The sequence below is a fragment of the Actinoallomurus purpureus genome, assembly GCF_024055795.1.
In the GTDB taxonomy this organism is placed as follows: domain Bacteria; phylum Actinomycetota; class Actinomycetes; order Streptosporangiales; family Streptosporangiaceae; genus Actinoallomurus; species Actinoallomurus purpureus.
Genome location: NZ_JAMXMY010000002.1, coordinates 395,275 through 411,114 on the forward strand (window position 1 = coordinate 395,275; position 15,840 = coordinate 411,114).

The window sequence follows — 15,840 nt, forward strand, 5'->3', positions numbered from 1 at the left end:
CATGGCTGAGGTCGAGATCGGGCGGGGCAAGAGCGGCCGTCGGGCGTACGCGCTCGACGAGATCGGCATCGTCCCGTCGCGGCGCACCCGTGACCCGGAGGAGGTCAGCGTCGCGTGGCAGATCGACGCCTACCGTTTCGAGATGCCGCTGGTCGTCGCCCCGATGGACAGCGTGGTCAGCCCGGCGACGGCGATCGCCATCGGGCGGCTCGGCGGCCTGGCCGTGCTCGACCTCGAGGGGCTGTGGACCCGCTACGAGAACCCCGAGCCGCTGCTGGCCGAGATCGCCTCGCTCGACGACGCGGCGGCGACGCGGCGGCTGCAGGAGCTGTACGCCGAGCCGATCAAGGAGGAGCTGATCGGGCGGCGCATCGAGGAGATCCGTGACGCGGGGGTGACGGTGGCGGCGCGGCTGTCGCCCCAGCGCACCGCCCAGTACCACAAGGCGGTCATCGACGCCGGGGTCGACCTGTTCGTCATCCGCGGCACCACGGTCAGCGCCGAGCACGTCTCCGGGCGGGCCGAGCCACTCAACCTCAAGCAGTTCATCTACGACCTCGACGTCCCGGTGATCGTCGGTGGCTGCGCGACCTACACCGCGGCCCTGCACCTCATGCGCACCGGCGCGGCCGGGGTCCTCGTCGGGTTCGGCGGCGGCTCGGGCCACACGACCCGTACGGTCCTCGGCGTGGCGGTGCCGATGGCGACGGCCGTCTCCGACGTCGCGGCGGCCCGGCGCGACTACCTCGACGAGTCCGGCGGCCGGTACGTCCACGTCATCGCCGACGGCGGCATGCGGCAGTCCGGCGACATCGCCAAGGCGCTCGCGGTCGGTGCCGACGCGGTCCTGGTCGGTTCGCCGTTCGCCCGCTCGACGGAGTCGCCCGGCCGGGGCTACCACTGGGGCAGCGAGGCGCACCACGAGGAGCTGCCGCGCGGCAAACGCGTCGAGCTGGGCTCGATCGGCACGCTCGAGCAGATCCTGTACGGCCCGTCCAACGTCGCCGACGGCTCGATGAACCTCATCGGCGCGCTCCGGCGCGCCATGGCCACCGCAGGCTACTCCGACCTGAAGGAGTTCCAGCGCGTCCAGGTCGTGGTGGCGCCCCACTGACGCCCTCCGTCCTTTTTAACGCGCTCCGCCGCTGGGTAAGCGTTTTGTGACGGACGGGATAGCGACGTAGCGTGGTCAGCGCAGACGTCCAAGGGAGTGCGCCATGGCGGTTGAGGAGCCTGAGAACGAGGTGAACCGGTCGCGTCTCGGTCCGGTCGAGCGCGCGGCCGCGCTGGACCGGCTCGGGGGCGGTGAGGAGTTCGACGTCGTCGTGGTCGGCGGCGGCATCGTCGGCGCCGGCGTGGCGCTCGACGCCGTGACACGGGGCCTGACCGTGGCCCTGGTGGAGGCCCGCGACTTCGCCTCCGGGACGTCGTCCCGGTCGTCCAAGCTGATCCACGGCGGGTTGCGCTACCTCGAGCACCGCGACTTCGAGCTGGTCCGTGAGGCGCTCACCGAGCGCGGGCTGCTGCTCGGCCGCATCGCGCCGCACCTCGTCCGGCCCGTGCCGTTCCTGTTCCCGATGACCCACCACGTGTGGGAGCGCGCCTACATCGGGGCCGGCGTGGCGTTGTACGACGCGATGTCCCTCTCCGTGGGGCAGGACCGCGGCGTGCCCCACCACCGGCACCTGACGCGTACGCAGGCGCTGCGCATCGCGCCGTCGCTGAAGCGTGACGCCTTCGTCGGCGCGATCCAGTACTGGGACGCCCAGGTCGACGACGCCCGCTACGTGACGACCGTGCTGCGCACCGCGGCGGCCTACGGCGCCCAGATCGTCTCGCGGGTCCAGGCCGTCGGCTTCCTGCGGGAGGGCGAGCGGGTGACCGGCGTACGGGTCCGGGACCTGGAATCCGAGCAGGACATCGAGGTGCGCGCCAAGCAGGTCGTCAACGCGACCGGCGTGTGGACCGACGACATCCAGGAGCTCGTCGGCGGGCGCGGCCAGATCCACGTCAAGGCGTCCAAGGGCGTGCACCTGGTGGTGCCCAAGGACCGCATCCACTCCTCCAGCGGTGTGATCCTGCGCACGGAGAAGTCCGTGCTCTTCGTCATCCCGTGGGGGCGGCACTGGATCATCGGCACCACCGACACGGCCTGGGACCTGGACAAGGACCACCCGGCCGCGTCCAAGGCCGACATCGACTACGTCCTCGAACACGTCAACGCCGTGCTCAACACGCCCCTCACCCACGACGACGTGGAAGGCGTGTACGCCGGGCTGCGCCCGCTCCTGTCCGGGGAGTCGGAGGAGACCTCGAAGCTGTCCCGTGAGCACGTGGTCGCGCACCCGGTGCCCGGCCTGGTGGTCGTCGCGGGCGGGAAGTACACCACATACCGGGTCATGGCCAAGGACGCCGTGGACGCGGTCGCGCACGGGCTGGACGGCAAGGTGCCGGCGTCCTGCACCGACCAGATCGCGCTGGTGGGCGGCAACGGCTTCCAGGCGCTCTGGAACGCCCGCCACCGCCTGGCCGAGTCCTCAGGGCTGCACGTCGCGCGCATCGAGCACCTGCTGCGGCGCTACGGCACGCTGACGGAGGACCTGCTCGCCCTCATCGAGGAGCGCCCGGACCTCGGGCGCCCGCTGGAGGGCGCGGAGGACTACCTGCGCGCGGAGATCGTTTACGCCGGGAGCCACGAGGGGGCCCGGCATCTCAACGACGTGTTGACCCGGCGGACGCGGATCTCGATCGAGACGTGGGACCGCGGGGTCGGCGCGGCGCGGGAGACCGCCGAACTCCTCGCGCCGGAACTCGGCTGGTCCCCGGAGCAGACCGAGCGGGAGATCGAGTACTACCACAAGCGCGTCGAGGCGGAGCGTGACTCCCAGGCGCAGGTGGACGACCAGGAGGCGGACGCGACCCGTCGCGGGGCTCCGGAGATCGTCCCGACCGCCTCTCCCTGAGGCTTTCCGGAATGTGAGCACTAACTAGGCGGCCGGTTCCGGCCGCCTAGTTCTCGTCGAATACCCCTTTTTGTCGATATTTGCTCCAAGAAACTCCTGTATCGTTTGCGGGCTAAAGCCGCTAATTCCCGCATAATGGACAGGAGTTCGTGTGGCGAAGTCGCTGACGCGCACGGTTGGAGTACTCGCGACCGGTCTGCTGGTCGCCGGCGTCGCGACGGAGGGAGACGCCGCGACGCCCGCCTCCGGGCGCGCCGCCGCCGCCGTACGCGCGGCCGGGTCCGGCATCGACGCTCAGGCGCTCAGCGAGCGCGAGCTGCTCGGCGACCAGGCCGCCCGGCGGAAGGCCATCGTACGGACCGGCCCCATCTTCAACGCCCCGACCGGGGGCAAGACCAAGCAGCACGCGATCGCGACCCAGATCGCCCAGCTGATCTCCGGCGCTCCCAAGGGCGCGGTCATCTACGTGGCGATGTACCACTTCTCGACGCAGGACCTGGCCAAGCAGCTCGCCAAGGCGAAGAAGCGCAAGGTCAACGTGCGTGTGGTGCTGGACTACGAGTCGTCGCGCTACAAGGCGTACAAGACGCTGAAGAAGGCGCTCGGCACCAACCGCAGGAAGTCCTCCTGGGTGACCCTGTGCGCCAAGGGCCGCGGCTGCATCGGGCCGCGGTTCAACCACAACAAGTTCTTCCTTTTCTCCACTACCCGGCGGGCCAAGAAGGTCGTGCTGCAGACCTCGGCCAACGCGACGTACAACTCGCGCGATCTGCAGTGGAACGACGCGCTCACGCTGAAGAGCGCGGGGGTGTACGCGGCGTACCGGCGGTACTTCTACGGCCTCGCCAAGCAGCACCACACCGGCAATTACCACCGGATCGTGCACACCGGGAAGTACACGCTGGACTTCTTCCCCTGGTCGTCGGGCGACCCGGTCAGCCAGTCCCTGGACAAGGTCTCGTGCGCCGGGGGTACCCGCATCCGGCTGGTCATGGGCCACTTCACCTGGCGGCCGATCGCGCAGCGGCTGTGGCGACTGGACAACGCGGGGTGCCGGGTCCAGGTGGTGTTCGGCCACGTGGGCCAGGGAGTCCTGCACGACCTGACGAAGTCCGGCGGTAAGCACGGCGGCCCCGAGCTGCGGTACCTGCCGGAGAACGGCCACGCCTACGAGCACTCCAAGTACCTGCTGATCGACGGCCGGTACCGGGGCAAGAAGCAGAAGATCGTCTCCACCGGCAGCAGCAACTACACCGACCCCGGTTTCCACGGCCACGACGAGACGTTGCTCACCGTCACCGACGCCGCCCTAGAGAAGCAGTACGTGGCGAACTTCGGCACGGTGTTCGGCCACGGCAAGGCGATCAAGTCCGCCGACGCCCGGTCCGTGGCGCCCGGCGTCGTCGAGCCGGACAACGCCGACGACACCTCCGAGAACGACAGCTGACGCGGGCCGCCGGGGGCACGCGCGTGCCCCCGGCGGCGGCCGCTCGGGGCCGAGCGACCGTCATCCTCCGTCGTCGCCGAACGGCCCGGGGCGCTCGGCGCCGGACGACGGTCCCAAAAGGAGGCCGACGCCGGAGCCGTACAGCTCGGCAGGCACCCGCTCGGGGTCGAGCAGGTGCTGCAGCGCCAGCCCGAACTCGATCGCCATGGCGAGTGAGGCACGGTCCTCGGGCGACATCTCCGAAGAGCCGGTCGCCAGGTCGGCGGCGAGCTCCTCCCGGCGGGCGTGGTACCAGTCGGCGATCCGCCAGCCCGCCGAGAAGTCGCGCATCCCGAAGAGCCACAGCTCGACCAGCAGGAGCGCCCGCATCCGGGTCTCCTCGTCGGACAGCCGCTCGGCGTAGTGCCGGCCGACGTCGGCGAACCGCTCGTCCGGCGCGCGGTCGGAGTCGTGCAGGGCGGGACAGGAGCCGAGGCCGGGCTCGGCCTGGGTGTAGCGCTCGAGCAGCGCGAGGACCAGGTCGGACTTGCTGGCGAAGTTCGAGTAGACGGCGCCCTTCGTGAGCCCGGCCTGGGCGGCGATCTCGTCGAGCGAGGCTCCGCGGATCCCGCGCTCGGCCCACAGCCGCTCCGCCGCGTCGAGAAGAGCGGCCCGCGTCTGGGCGCGTCGCTCCTGGCGGGGTGTGCGGGCCTCGTCCTTGACAGCGGACTCGTGCGGGTTGGAGATCATTCTGCCCCCTCGTCGTGGTCCATCCGGGCCTGCCTCTCCGGAATACACCGTGGACCGCAATCCGAGCCAGCAAATGCAGAACAAGGTGACTCTGGAACGTGCCGAAATGGCATTGAGGACAGGTACCAACGCGTTGACCACGCAAGTAAGCAATTACCGGACAGTAGCCATGAGGACGTCTCACGTCTTAGAGTGCCCTTCATGAACGCACCCGCAGCGGCGTCCACCGGCACGCGCGTCACCGTTCCGGACATCGCCCCCGAGGTGGTCGAGCGGCTCACCTCCCGCGTCGCGTCCAGCGGCGCGACGGTGCGGATCGCCGCGCCGTTCACCGGAGGGCCGCTCGCCGCACTGCCCGTCTCGACCGGGGCGGACGTCACCGCCGCGTACGCGCGCGCCCGCACCGCCCAGGAGTCGTGGGCGCGGCTGTCACCGGCCCGGCGCGCCGAGCCGTTCCTGCGATTCCACGACGCGATCCTCGACCGCCGGGCGGAGATCCTCGACCTGGTCCAGCTGGAGACAGGCAAGGCGCGCCGGCACGCCTTCGAAGAGGTCGTCGACGCCGCGGGATGCACGCTCTACCACGCGCGGCGGGCCCCGGGGCTGCTGCGGCCGCGCCGCCGGCAGGGCGTCATGCCCGGCGCCACCCGCGTCATCGAGCTCCGCCACCCCAAAGGCGTGGTCGGGGTCATCTCGCCGTGGAACTACCCCCTCGCACTCGGCCTGACCGACGCCGTGCCCGCCCTGCTCGCCGGGAACGCGGTGGTGCACAAGCCGGACACCCAGACCGCGCTGTCCAGCCTGTGGGCGCTCGACCTGCTCGTCGAGTGCGGGCTGCCCGAAGACCTCTGGCAGGTCGTGATCGGCGACCCGGCGGACATCGGCGATCCCCTGATCGAGAGCGCCGACTACGTCGCGTTCACCGGCTCGACCCGGGGCGGGAGGGCCATCGCGGACAAGGCCGCGCACCGCCTGATCGGCTACTCGCTCGAACTCGGCGGCAAGAACCCCATGGTCGTGCTGGACGACGCCGACGTCGAGCACGCCGCCCACGGCGCCATCCGCGCCTGCTTCACCAACGCCGGCCAGCTGTGCATCTCGATCGAACGCCTCTACGTGCACGAGAAGATCTACGACCGGTTCGCCGAACGCCTCGTCCACCGCGTCAAGAACATGCGGCTGGGCGCGGGGTTCGACGCCGACATGGGGTCGCTCACCTCCGAGCGCCAGCTCGACACCGTCGCCCGGCACGTCCAGGACGCGGTGGCCAAGGGCGCGAAGGTCCTCGCCGGCGGGCGGCCGCGGCCCGGCGTCGGACCGTACGTCTATGAGCCCACAGTCCTGGAGGGCGTCACCGACGCGATGGAGCTCTGCGCGGACGAGACCTTCGGCCCGGTCGTCGCGCTCTACCCGTTCTCCTCCGACGACGAGGCGGTGCGCCTCGCCAACGGCACGCCGTACGGGCTCAACGCCAGCGTCTGGACCGGCGACATCGCGCGGGGCCGCCGTGTCGCCGCGCGGATCAAGGCCGGCACCGTCAACATCAACGAGGGGTACGCCGCCGCGTACGGTTCCTACGACGCGCCTATGGGCGGTATGAAGGACTCCGGGGTGGGCCGCCGGCACGGCGCGGAGGGGCTTCTCCGCTACACCGAGGCCCAGACGATCGCCAGCCAGCACGGATTCGGGTTCGAACCGGTCCTCGGCATGTCGTACGAGACGTACGCCGCCGTGATCGCCGGTGGCCAGAAGCTGCTGAAACGCCTTCGCCTCAGGTAGGAGCGCACGCGATGGACTACGACGTCCTGGTGATCGGATCGGGTTTCGGCGGCAGCGTCACCGCCCTTCGTCTCACCGAGAAGGGCTACCGCGTCGCGGTGCTGGAGGCCGGCCGCCGCTTCGACGATCCCGACGGCGCCCCCGGCGAACGCCATCGCGACCTGCCGAAGACGTCCTGGCGCGCGCACCGGTACCTCTGGGCGCCCGCCCTCGGGATGACCGGGGTCCAGCGCATCCACCTGCTGCGCGGCCAGCGTGACTCCCGCGTCCTCGTGCTCGCCGGCGCCGGGGTCGGCGGCGGTTCGCTCGTCTACGCCAACACGCTGTACGAGCCGCCGCAGCCGTTCTTCGACGACCCGCAGTGGCGGCACATCGCCGACTGGAAGGCCGAGCTCGCGCCGTTCTACGCGCAGGCCAAGCGGATGCTGGGCGTCCGCCCGAACCCGACCATGACCCCCGCCGACCGGGCGGTCAAACGGGTGGCCGACCGCATGGGCCGGGGCGACACCTTCCACCTCACCCCGGTGGGCGTCCTGTTCGGCGAGGAGGCGGGAAAGCCGGTCGACGACCCGTACTTCGGCGGCGCCGGACCGCGCCGCGCGACGTGCACCGAGTGCGGATCATGCATGACCGGCTGCCGGGTCGGCGCCAAGAACATGCTCACCGAGAACTACCTCTACCTGGCCGAACACGCCGGCGCGAAGATCATTTCCATGGCGACCGTCACCGCCGTACGCCCCCGCCCCGGGGGCGGGTACGAGGTCACGCTCACCCGCACCGGCCGCCGCGGCGCCCGCTGGCGGCGCACCCTCACCGCCGAGCACGTCGTCGTCGCGGCGGGCACGTACGGCACCCAGCGGCTGCTGCACCGCATGAAGGTCACCGGCACGCTGCCCCACCTGTCGGACCGTCTCGGCGTGCGCACCCGGACCAACTCCGAGGCCATCCTCGGCGTCGAGCGGTTCCGCAGCCGGGGAGAGGACCACTCGCGCGGACTGGCGATCACGTCGTCGTTCCACCCGGACGAGCGCACCCACATCGAGCCGACCCGCTACGGCCCCGGCTCGAACGCCATGGGCGCCCTCCGCTCCCTCCTCATCGACGGCGGCGGGCGCGTGCCCCGCTGGGCGAGGTTCCTCGGCGAGCTGGCCACCCACCCCTGGGACCTGGTCCGCCTGCCGAACCTGCGCAACTGGTCACGTCGGACGATCATCGCGCTGGTCATGCAGACCAACGACAACTCGATCACCGTCGAGCCGTCGCCGTCCGGGCGCGGGCTGCGCGCCCGGCGCGGCCACGGCGAGCCCAACCCCACCTGGATCCCCCAGGCGCACCGGGCGGTCCGCATGCTGGCCGAGGAGATGGGCGGCTTCCCGGGCGGCACCTGGCTCGATCTGTTCGACATCCCGACCACCGCGCACTTCATCGGCGGCTGCGCGATCGGGGACTCACCGGAGGAGGGCGTGATCGACCCCTACCACCGCGCGTACGGCCACCCGGGCCTGCACATCGTGGACGGCTCCACGGTCTCGGCCAACCTCGGTGTGAATCCGTCGCTCACCATCACCGCCCAGGCCGAACGCGCCATGGCCTTCTGGCCCAACCGCGGTGAGCAGGACCCCCGCCCGGCGCTCGGCACGCCGTACACGCGCCTCACCCCGGTCGCGCCGAAGAACCCGGCCGTCCCCGCCGACGCCCCCGCCGCCCTCCACCTCCCCATCACCCCGGCCTGACGACGGCCGGAGGTCCGTCAGTTCGGATAATGGTGGATCTCGGCCAGATGGCCGGCCGCCCCGGCGAACTTCGCATCGTCGGTGAGCAGCGGCAGGTGCAGGGCTTCGGCGAGCGCGACGTACATCGCGTCGTAAGCCGTCAGGTTGTTCCGAAGCTCCAGGACCCGTGGCTGGAGGGGCCGCATGGGATAGCGGGTGATGCTCAGGTCGGCGTAGTCGGTGAGCATCTGCCGTGCCCGTTCGGCGGTGATCCGGACCTCGGGCTTACTGGTGATCGTGAAACCGCGCACGACGCTGGACACCTCCGCGTCGATGGGAGCCGGAGCGTGTACCCGTCGGGCCAGGCGTCGACGCAGAAGATCGTCGCCCTCGAGATTGGCCAGCAACCGGATGATGATCGAGCAATCGACGACGAACGTCATCGGCGACCGTCATCCATGAAGTCCCGTACATCGTCCAGGCTGTACTTGATCGGCGGCCGGGTGGAGATCCGATCCATGACCTCTTCGATCGAAGGGACGGAGGCCGCCTCCGCCATGAGGTCACGCAGATAGGCGGCGAGCGACTGCCCTCGGACCTCCGCACGCTGCTTGAGCTTGGCGATGACATCGTCGGGGACGTCGCGTACCTGGACCACGGTTCCCATGTCTCGAGCCTAGCGCCTCTGCATGCAGTAAGCATGCAGAAATAAGAGACGGGCATTCGGCCTCAGACTGGTCCGAATTACCCCAAAAACGATCTCCTCTGCGCGACGTGCCCGAATGACGACATTCGGGAAGGCTGCCTACTGTGAAGTGATGGTCACCTCGCGAAGTCGACACAGGTGGAGGTGTACGGACGATGCCGGTCTCGGCCGATCTGGACAAGCTGCTGGACAAGGAATACGAGAACACCGACCTCAAGGGGCTGATGAACGCTCCGGTGGAGGCCATCGCCGGAATCAGCGACAGCGATGCGGAGGCGCTGAAGAAGGCGTTCAACGTCAAGACCATCGGTGACCTGGGCCACAACAAGTACATCCAGGCCGCAACGGCCATCACCCGTCTGGCCGACGCCACCAAGTAGCCGCGCCGGGCGGCTTTGCCGTCACCGTTGCCTCTTTGCCGCCGCCCTGGACGCCGGATTGCGCTGTCTGCCTTTTTGGCACGTCAACGGCGGCGGCGAACATCTTATCGATCTTGTCGCCTGACGGTCAGGACCGGTAGGCGGTCAGGAGGGTGTCGCGGTCGGGGAGGTGGCGGACGGCTTCGCGGATGGTAATGCCGGAGATGCGGTCCGTCCGGTCGCGGACCCACGCGGTCACCCAGTCCGGGTCCTTCTTGGAGAGCTCGCGCAGGACCCACCCCAGAGCCTTGCGGATGAAGAACTCCCGCTCCTCGATCAGCGCGTCGCCGTACGTGGACAGCCGGGCCAGGTCGCCGTCGCCGGCGCGGATGCCCGGGAGCAGGGCGAGGAGCGCGGTGCGCCGGATCCAGAAGTTCTCGTCGGCCGACCAGAGGTCGAGTGTGGTGGCGAGCGGCGGATGGCGGGCGACGAGGGCGCCGACCACCTTGATGGCGATGGCGTCGACGTACGCCCACGTGCGTGACTCACGGATCATGTGCTCGGCGACCGTGAGGTCCTCCGCCTCCAGCAGGGGCGTGTTCCGGATCAGGACCTCGACGGCGGCCATCCGGCATTCGTGGACGGGCCTGCGCCAGAGTTCGTGGGTGAGGGCGAGGGTCTGCTCGCGGCCCAGCCCGGGCGCGGCGCGGACGGCGATCTTGCGGATCACCGGGATCGGGACGCCGACGTGCTGCAGATCGCTCTTCAGGTAGCGCTTCTCCTGCTCGGCGCGGGCAGGATCGGCCAGAGTGCGCAGCTCGGCGGTGATGGTGTCCACGGCGTCCACCCGGTCAGTATGGTCCGCGGACACGACGAAGCGGGCGGCGAACGCCGCCCGCTTCGTCGTGTCGGGGTGGATCAGCCGCGGTAGGCGGTCCACTCCTGCTGCATCCGGACGCCCTGTCCGGCGGTGAACTGGGTCATGCAGGTGTCGTAGGAGTAGTCCATGAAGTTGTGGATCGGGTCCTTGCCCGGTGCGGTGCAGCTGTCCTTGCCGGTCGGGCACTTGTAGGCCGGCTCGGACTCGTACGGGGTGTCGTCGACGTAGTCGCCGGGCTTCTGGCAGCCGCCCTCGAACGTGTGGTAGAGCCCGAGCCAGTGCCCGGTCTCGTGCGTCGCGGACTGGCCGAGGTTGTAGTGCGTGATGGAGCCGCCGGGGATCGTGGCGTAGTGGATCACGACGCCGTCCATCGCGGGCTTGCTCTTGTACTGCCAGGGGAAGGTCGCCCAGCCGAGCAGACCGTCGGACAGCGCGCCGCTGTAGATGTTGAGCGTCCCGGCGCCGCCCTTGCGCAGCTTGGTCTTGAGCGTCTTCTCGTACGTGTCGGGCGCGTTGAACCACTTGGTGTTGGTGGTCCAGTCGCGCCCTTTCAGGACGAAGGAGAAGCCGGTCTTCGACCCGCCGTACGCCTTGTTCATGACGGCGATCTGCTGGTCGATGCGCTTACGGCTGATGTCGCCCTTCTTGCCCTTTCCGGCGCGGATGACGTGGAAGTACACCGGGACCTGGTGGGGAGTGGTGGCCTGGATCGACGGCCGGCGGGCGAGGATCGACTTGAGCTCGCGGTCCAGGGCGGCGGCCTGAGCGGGCGAGACGTCGTTCTTGTCGCGCTTGTGAACGCCCGCCGAAGCGGTGCGCGCGGAGGCGGACGGAGTCGTGCACGAGGACACGGCTGCGGCCGTTCCGGGGGTGGTGGTCTTCGCGGCGGCGCCGGTGATCGGCAGCAGGGCGAGGGTGACGGTCGTGAGTCCGGTCAGCGCTGCGGCTGAACGCATATGGGGGGCCTCCTGGCAGGGGGACGGAGGAAAAGCGGGGGAGTCCGAAATACTGCCAAATAAAGATCTCAAAGGGGTGAAAACGCGCCGGAGTGATCACGGCGTGTCGGTGTCCCCCGGCCATCGGTGCCGGGTCGGATCCGACGGCCGCGGCGTTCACGCAGGCAGGAGGCCCCTAGACTGGGGACGATCCGACTTCCGAAAGGCGTTCTCGGTGTCCGTCGAGTCAGTCGAGCAGTCCTTCGACACGGTCCTCGTTGTCGATTTCGGCGCGCAGTACGCGCAGCTCATCGCCCGTCGCGTGCGCGAGTGCCACGTGTTCAGCGAGATCGTGCCCTCGACCATGCCGGTCGAGGAGATGCTGGCCAAACGGCCAAAGGCGATCATCCTGTCCGGTGGCCCCGCGTCGGTGTACGAACCCGGCGCGCCCCCCGTGCCGACCGGCCTCTTCGAGGCCGGAGTGCCCACGCTGGGCATCTGCTACGGCTTCCAGGCCATGGCCAAGGAGCTCGGCGGCACGGTCGCCAACTCCGACATCGCCGAGTACGGCGCGACGCCGCTCAAGGTCCTCGACCAGGGCACGCTCCTGGCGGGTCTGCCCACCGACCAGTCGGTGTGGATGTCGCACCGCGTCACGTGCAGCGTCCCCCCGACCGGCTTCGTGGTGACGGCCAGCACCGAGAGCGCACCGGTCGCCGCCATGGAGGACACCGCCCGCGGACTCTACGGCGTGCAGTTCCACCCCGAGGTCATGCACACCCGGCACGGCCTGGAGGTGCTCAAGCACTTCCTGACCGCCGCGGGCTGCCGGCCGTCCTGGACGATGGTCAACATCGCCGAGGAGTCCATCGAGGCCGTACGCGCCCAGGTCGGTGACAAGCGGGCGATCTGCGCGCTGTCCGGGGGCGTCGACTCGGCGGTGGCCGGGGCACTCGTGCAGCGCGCCATCGGCTCGCGGCTGACCTGTGTCTTCGTCGACCACGGGCTGCTGCGCAAGGGCGAGGCCGAGCAGGTCGAGAAGGACTTCGTGGCCGCCACCGGTGTCGACCTGAAGGTCGTCGACGCGGCCGAGCGGTTCCTCGGGGCGCTCGAGGGCGTCACCGACCCGGAGACCAAGCGCAAGATCATCGGCCGGGAGTTCATCCGCGTCTTCGAGGAGGCGGCCCGCGAGATCGTCGAGGAGCACGGCGAGGCCGTCGAGTTCCTCGTGCAGGGCACGCTCTACCCCGACGTCGTCGAGTCCGGTGGCGGCACCGGCGCGGCCAACATCAAGTCCCACCACAACGTCGGCGGGCTCCCCGAAGATCTTCAGTTCTCGCTCGTGGAGCCGCTGCGCACCCTGTTCAAGGACGAGGTGCGGCGGCTGGGCGAGGAGCTGGGCCTGCCGGCGGAGATCGTGTGGCGCCAGCCGTTCCCCGGCCCCGGCCTGGGCATCCGGATCATCGGGTCCGTCACGCGGGAGCGCCTCGAGGTGCTGCGCGAGGCCGACGCGATCGCCCGCGAGGAGCTCACGCGCGCCGGCCTCGACCGCGACATCTGGCAGTTCCCCGTCGTGCTGCTCGCCGACGTTCGTTCGGTGGGGGTGCAGGGAGACGGCCGCACGTACGGCCATCCCGTCGTGCTGCGCCCGGTGACCAGCGAGGACGCCATGACGGCCGACTGGGCGCGGCTGCCGTACGACGTGCTGCAGAGGATCTCCACGCGGATCACGAACGAGGTCCGTGAGATCAACCGCGTGGTGGTCGACATCACCAGCAAGCCGCCCGGCACCATCGAGTGGGAGTGACGGCCGGGCCCCGTGCCCGGCCTAGGCGGCGCGCCCGGCTCCCGCGAGCCGCGCCCGCCGCCGGTCGGCCCTCGACCTGCGGCTCGCGGCGGGTCACGCCGGGCTGAGCACGCCCTCGGCATCGAGCGTGGCGGCGACCGCGTTGACGACGGCGGCGATGCGCAGGCCCTCGGATCCCGAGCCCTGCGGCGCAGAGCACCGTAGCGCCGCGTCGGAACGGTGTCCCGCTCGGGCGGGGCGTTTCTGGTTGTCGATGTGCTCCTTGATGACGGCGAGGGGCGCCGTCGCGCGAAGCGGCGATATAGGCGGCCGGCCATAAGTGGTCGCCGCACCGGCACGTGCGGGCGTGGTCGGAGACCACGTACGCGTGCAGGGTGTGTGGACGGTACTTCTTCTCTCGCGAATGATCGGGGAGCGACTTCCAGCGATGTGACACAAAGCGATGCTATGGTCACGTCTTGTGAAGGTTGTTGTGCAGGTAAAGCTCTTGCCGGCGCCCGAGCAGGTGGCGGCGCTGAAACACACCCTGCGTACGGTCAATGAGGCTGCGTGCTGGGTATCTGGTGTGGCGTTCGCCCGGGGTGTTCCGCGTGAGTACGAATTGCGCAAGCACACCTATGCCGAGCTCAGGGAATGTGGTCTGGGTGCGCAGGTGGCGCAGCATGTGATCAAGAAGGTGCGGGACGCCTACACCACGCTGCACGCCAACCTGCGTGCCGGCAATCTCGGCAAGGAGGGGTCCAAGCGCCGGATCAAGGCGGAGTCCAAGCCGATCACCTTCCGGTCTCAGGCGGCACACCCGTATGACGATCGGTGTCTCAGCTGGCAGTACGACGCCCAGACGGTGAGCATCTGGACAATGGCTGGCCGGTTGAAGGGAGTGCGGTTCGCCTGCTCACCGAACGCGCTCAAGCAGCTCACCGCGCACCGTAAGGGCGAGAGTGATCTGGTCGAACGCGATGGCGTGTTCTACCTCATCGCAACGTGTGAGGTCCCCGAGGCCCAGACCGGTGAGCCGGACGGGTTCATCGGGGTGGACTTGGGCATCGTCAACATCGCCACCACCTCCACCGGCCACAAGGCCGCCGGGCGCAACCTGAACCGCTACCGCAGGCGGCAGCTCGCCTTGCGGGCCAAGCTCCAGAAGAAGGGCACCAAGTCCGCCAAACGGCTGTTGAAGAAACAGCGCCGGAAGGAATCGCGGCGGGCCAAAGACATCAACCACTGTGTTTCCAAGACGATCGTGACCGAGGCTGAACGCACCGGGCGCGGCATCTCCCTCGAACAGCTGACGGGGATCCGTGAACGGGTACGGCTCCGCAAGCCCCAACGGGTCGCCCTGCACTCCTGGGCCTTCGCCCAGCTCGCAGACTTCATCGTCTACAAGGCACGCCGGGCCGGTGTCCCTGTCGTGTTCGTCGACCCGGCGTACTCCTCCAAGGAATGCGCCGGGTGCGGGCACATCGACCGGCTCAACCGGGTGTCTCAAGCTGTGTTCACCTGCCGGGGCTGCGGCGTCGTTGCGCACGCGGACCGGAACGCTTCCCGCGTCCTGGCCCGAAGAGGCCAGAACGCGTGGGATGCGGGGCGGAAGTCACACGTCCCGGCCACCAGCCCACACGGCTGAGTGGCCAAGACGCGGCAGACCACCTCACAGCCAGTGAGGCTCTAGCCGCAAGCTCGGTCCTTCAGGACCCTTCAGGACCGAGAAGCTGACAGTGTCGATACCGCTCATGCTCCATTGCTCCGACGTCACGACGACGGCCGGCCGTGGCACCGGCGGCCGGCCGGATGATCCGTCGATCAGACGCCCGCCATCAGCTTCTTGGCGTCGAGCGTGGACTCGCCCTTGTTCCAGTTGCAGGGGCAGAGCTCGGTGGACTGCAGCGCGTCGAGGACCCGCAGGACCTCCTTGACGCTGCGGCCGACCGAACCCGCGGTCACCATCGTGAACTGGATCTCGTTGTTCGGGTCGACGATGAACGTCGCGCGCTGGGCCACGCCCTCGTCCGTGAGGACGCCGAGCGCCGTCGACAGCTCACGCCTGACGTCCGACAGCATCGGGAACGGCAGCTCGCGCAGGTCCGGGTGGTCCTTGCGCCACGCGAAGTGGACGAACTCCGAGTCGACCGAGACACCCAGCACCTGGGCGTCGCGGTCGGCGAACTCGTCGTTGAGCCGGCCGAACTCCGCGATCTCCGTCGGACAGACGAAGGTGAAGTCCTTGGGCCAGAAGAAGACGACGCGCCACTTGCCCCCGTAGGACTTGTGGTCGCTCTGCTCGAACGCGTTGTCGGCGTCGAGCGAGACGCACGCGGTGAGGTCGTACTCCGGAAAGTGGTCACCGACCGTGAGCACTCGTAGGCCTCCTTGCCAGACGGGTGTGGTTTCATCCCCAGGGCGCCGTAGGCATCGCTGATCGGCGAAAACGGTTCGCCCGGAGGATCTCGATAGGAGATTACTATCGGAATCCAGCTGTCGCCCAGCTTCGGCGTTTCTCGCCCCGGCGGAACACCTGCACTT

At 69.5% G+C, this 15,840-nt stretch carries 14 protein-coding genes; 8 read left to right on the plus strand and 6 right to left on the minus strand.

The window, feature by feature from the left end:
- The first annotated feature begins 1 nt into the window (after nt 1).
- The 3 genes from NE236_RS06590 (at nt 2) to NE236_RS06600 (ending at nt 4,410) form a co-directional block, all read left to right on the plus strand.
- Complete coding sequence (locus tag NE236_RS06590; protein WP_252840901.1) at nt 2–1,114, plus strand: GuaB3 family IMP dehydrogenase-related protein; 1,113 nt, start codon at nt 2–4, stop codon at nt 1,112–1,114.
- 103 nt (nt 1,115–1,217) lie between these two features.
- Nucleotides 1,218–2,963, plus strand: a complete 1,746-nt coding sequence (locus tag NE236_RS06595; RefSeq protein ID WP_252840902.1) for a glycerol-3-phosphate dehydrogenase/oxidase — start codon at nt 1,218–1,220, stop codon at nt 2,961–2,963.
- Between the two features lie 151 nt (nt 2,964–3,114).
- Nucleotides 3,115–4,410: a phospholipase D-like domain-containing protein gene (locus tag NE236_RS06600; protein ID WP_252840903.1), complete on the plus strand. Its 1,296-nt coding sequence runs from the start codon at nt 3,115–3,117 to the stop codon at nt 4,408–4,410.
- Nucleotides 4,411–4,470: 60 nt separating this feature from the next.
- On the opposite strand, the gene NE236_RS06605 is transcribed toward NE236_RS06600, so the two are convergent.
- Nucleotides 4,471–5,139 (minus strand): TetR family transcriptional regulator, encoded by a 669-nt coding sequence (locus NE236_RS06605; RefSeq protein WP_252840904.1) that lies wholly within the window; start codon nt 5,137–5,139, stop codon nt 4,471–4,473.
- Nucleotides 5,140–5,340: 201 nt separating this feature from the next.
- Between NE236_RS06605 and NE236_RS06610 the strand changes: the two genes are divergently transcribed.
- Nucleotides 5,341–6,918, plus strand: a complete 1,578-nt coding sequence (locus NE236_RS06610) for a succinic semialdehyde dehydrogenase (RefSeq protein ID WP_252840905.1) — start codon at nt 5,341–5,343, stop codon at nt 6,916–6,918.
- Between the two features lie 11 nt (nt 6,919–6,929).
- Nucleotides 6,930–8,651 (plus strand): FAD-dependent oxidoreductase, encoded by a 1,722-nt coding sequence (locus NE236_RS06615; protein ID WP_252840906.1) that lies wholly within the window; start codon nt 6,930–6,932, stop codon nt 8,649–8,651.
- Between the two features lie 17 nt (nt 8,652–8,668).
- Here the strand turns inward: NE236_RS06615 and NE236_RS06620 are convergent, their stop codons facing one another.
- A complete protein-coding gene (locus NE236_RS06620; RefSeq protein WP_252840907.1) occupies nt 8,669–9,073 on the minus strand; it encodes a type II toxin-antitoxin system VapC family toxin in 405 nt (134 codons plus the stop codon).
- Nucleotides 9,070–9,297 (minus strand): FitA-like ribbon-helix-helix domain-containing protein, encoded by a 228-nt coding sequence (locus NE236_RS06625; RefSeq protein WP_252840908.1) that lies wholly within the window; start codon nt 9,295–9,297, stop codon nt 9,070–9,072. The genes NE236_RS06620 and NE236_RS06625 overlap by 4 nt, the downstream gene beginning before the upstream one ends.
- Before the next feature lie 194 nt (nt 9,298–9,491).
- On the opposite strand from NE236_RS06625, the gene NE236_RS06630 reads away from it, so the two are divergent.
- Nucleotides 9,492–9,716: a hypothetical protein gene (locus NE236_RS06630; protein WP_252840909.1), complete on the plus strand. Its 225-nt coding sequence runs from the start codon at nt 9,492–9,494 to the stop codon at nt 9,714–9,716.
- A 127-nt stretch (nt 9,717–9,843) separates the two neighbouring features.
- On the opposite strand, the gene NE236_RS06635 is transcribed toward NE236_RS06630, so the two are convergent.
- A complete protein-coding gene (locus tag NE236_RS06635) occupies nt 9,844–10,635 on the minus strand; it encodes a DNA alkylation repair protein (protein ID WP_252840910.1) in 792 nt (263 codons plus the stop codon).
- Nucleotides 10,614–11,531 (minus strand): zinc metalloprotease, encoded by a 918-nt coding sequence (locus tag NE236_RS06640; protein ID WP_252840911.1) that lies wholly within the window; start codon nt 11,529–11,531, stop codon nt 10,614–10,616. The genes NE236_RS06635 and NE236_RS06640 overlap by 22 nt, the downstream gene beginning before the upstream one ends.
- A gap of 214 nt (nt 11,532–11,745) precedes the next feature.
- Here NE236_RS06640 and guaA point away from each other — a divergent pair, with 214 nt between their 5' ends.
- Together guaA and NE236_RS06650 are read left to right on the plus strand one after the other, a co-directional pair.
- Nucleotides 11,746–13,317 carry a glutamine-hydrolyzing GMP synthase gene (gene guaA / locus NE236_RS06645; RefSeq protein ID WP_252840912.1) on the plus strand — a complete coding sequence of 524 codons (1,572 nt, stop codon included), beginning with the start codon at nt 11,746–11,748 and terminating at the stop codon, nt 13,315–13,317.
- 442 nt (nt 13,318–13,759) lie between these two features.
- Nucleotides 13,760–14,944 (plus strand): RNA-guided endonuclease InsQ/TnpB family protein, encoded by a 1,185-nt coding sequence (locus NE236_RS06650; RefSeq protein ID WP_252840913.1) that lies wholly within the window; start codon nt 13,760–13,762, stop codon nt 14,942–14,944.
- 176 nt (nt 14,945–15,120) lie between these two features.
- Here the strand turns inward: NE236_RS06650 and NE236_RS06655 are convergent, their stop codons facing one another.
- Nucleotides 15,121–15,675 (minus strand): peroxiredoxin, encoded by a 555-nt coding sequence (locus NE236_RS06655; protein WP_252840914.1) that lies wholly within the window; start codon nt 15,673–15,675, stop codon nt 15,121–15,123.
- Nucleotides 15,676–15,840 lie beyond the last annotated feature (165 nt).

Excerpts from the sequence above, each read along its gene's own strand:
- NE236_RS06620 (WP_252840907.1), bottom strand. The coding sequence starts at position 9,073 with ATGACGTTCGTCGTCGATTGCTCGATCATCATCCGGTTGCTGGCCAAT.
- NE236_RS06595 (WP_252840902.1), top strand. The coding sequence starts at position 1,218 with ATGGCGGTTGAGGAGCCTGAGAACGAGGTGAACCGGTCGCGTCTCGGT.
- NE236_RS06615 (WP_252840906.1), top strand. The coding sequence starts at position 6,930 with ATGGACTACGACGTCCTGGTGATCGGATCGGGTTTCGGCGGCAGCGTC.
- NE236_RS06605 (WP_252840904.1), bottom strand. The coding sequence starts at position 5,139 with ATGATCTCCAACCCGCACGAGTCCGCTGTCAAGGACGAGGCCCGCACA.
- NE236_RS06625 (WP_252840908.1), bottom strand. The coding sequence starts at position 9,297 with ATGGGAACCGTGGTCCAGGTACGCGACGTCCCCGACGATGTCATCGCC.
- NE236_RS06590 (WP_252840901.1), top strand. The coding sequence starts at position 2 with ATGGCTGAGGTCGAGATCGGGCGGGGCAAGAGCGGCCGTCGGGCGTAC.
- NE236_RS06640 (WP_252840911.1), bottom strand. The coding sequence starts at position 11,531 with ATGCGTTCAGCCGCAGCGCTGACCGGACTCACGACCGTCACCCTCGCC.
- NE236_RS06630 (WP_252840909.1), top strand. The coding sequence starts at position 9,492 with ATGCCGGTCTCGGCCGATCTGGACAAGCTGCTGGACAAGGAATACGAG.
- NE236_RS06610 (WP_252840905.1), top strand. The coding sequence starts at position 5,341 with ATGAACGCACCCGCAGCGGCGTCCACCGGCACGCGCGTCACCGTTCCG.
- NE236_RS06650 (WP_252840913.1), top strand. The coding sequence starts at position 13,760 with ATGCTATGGTCACGTCTTGTGAAGGTTGTTGTGCAGGTAAAGCTCTTG.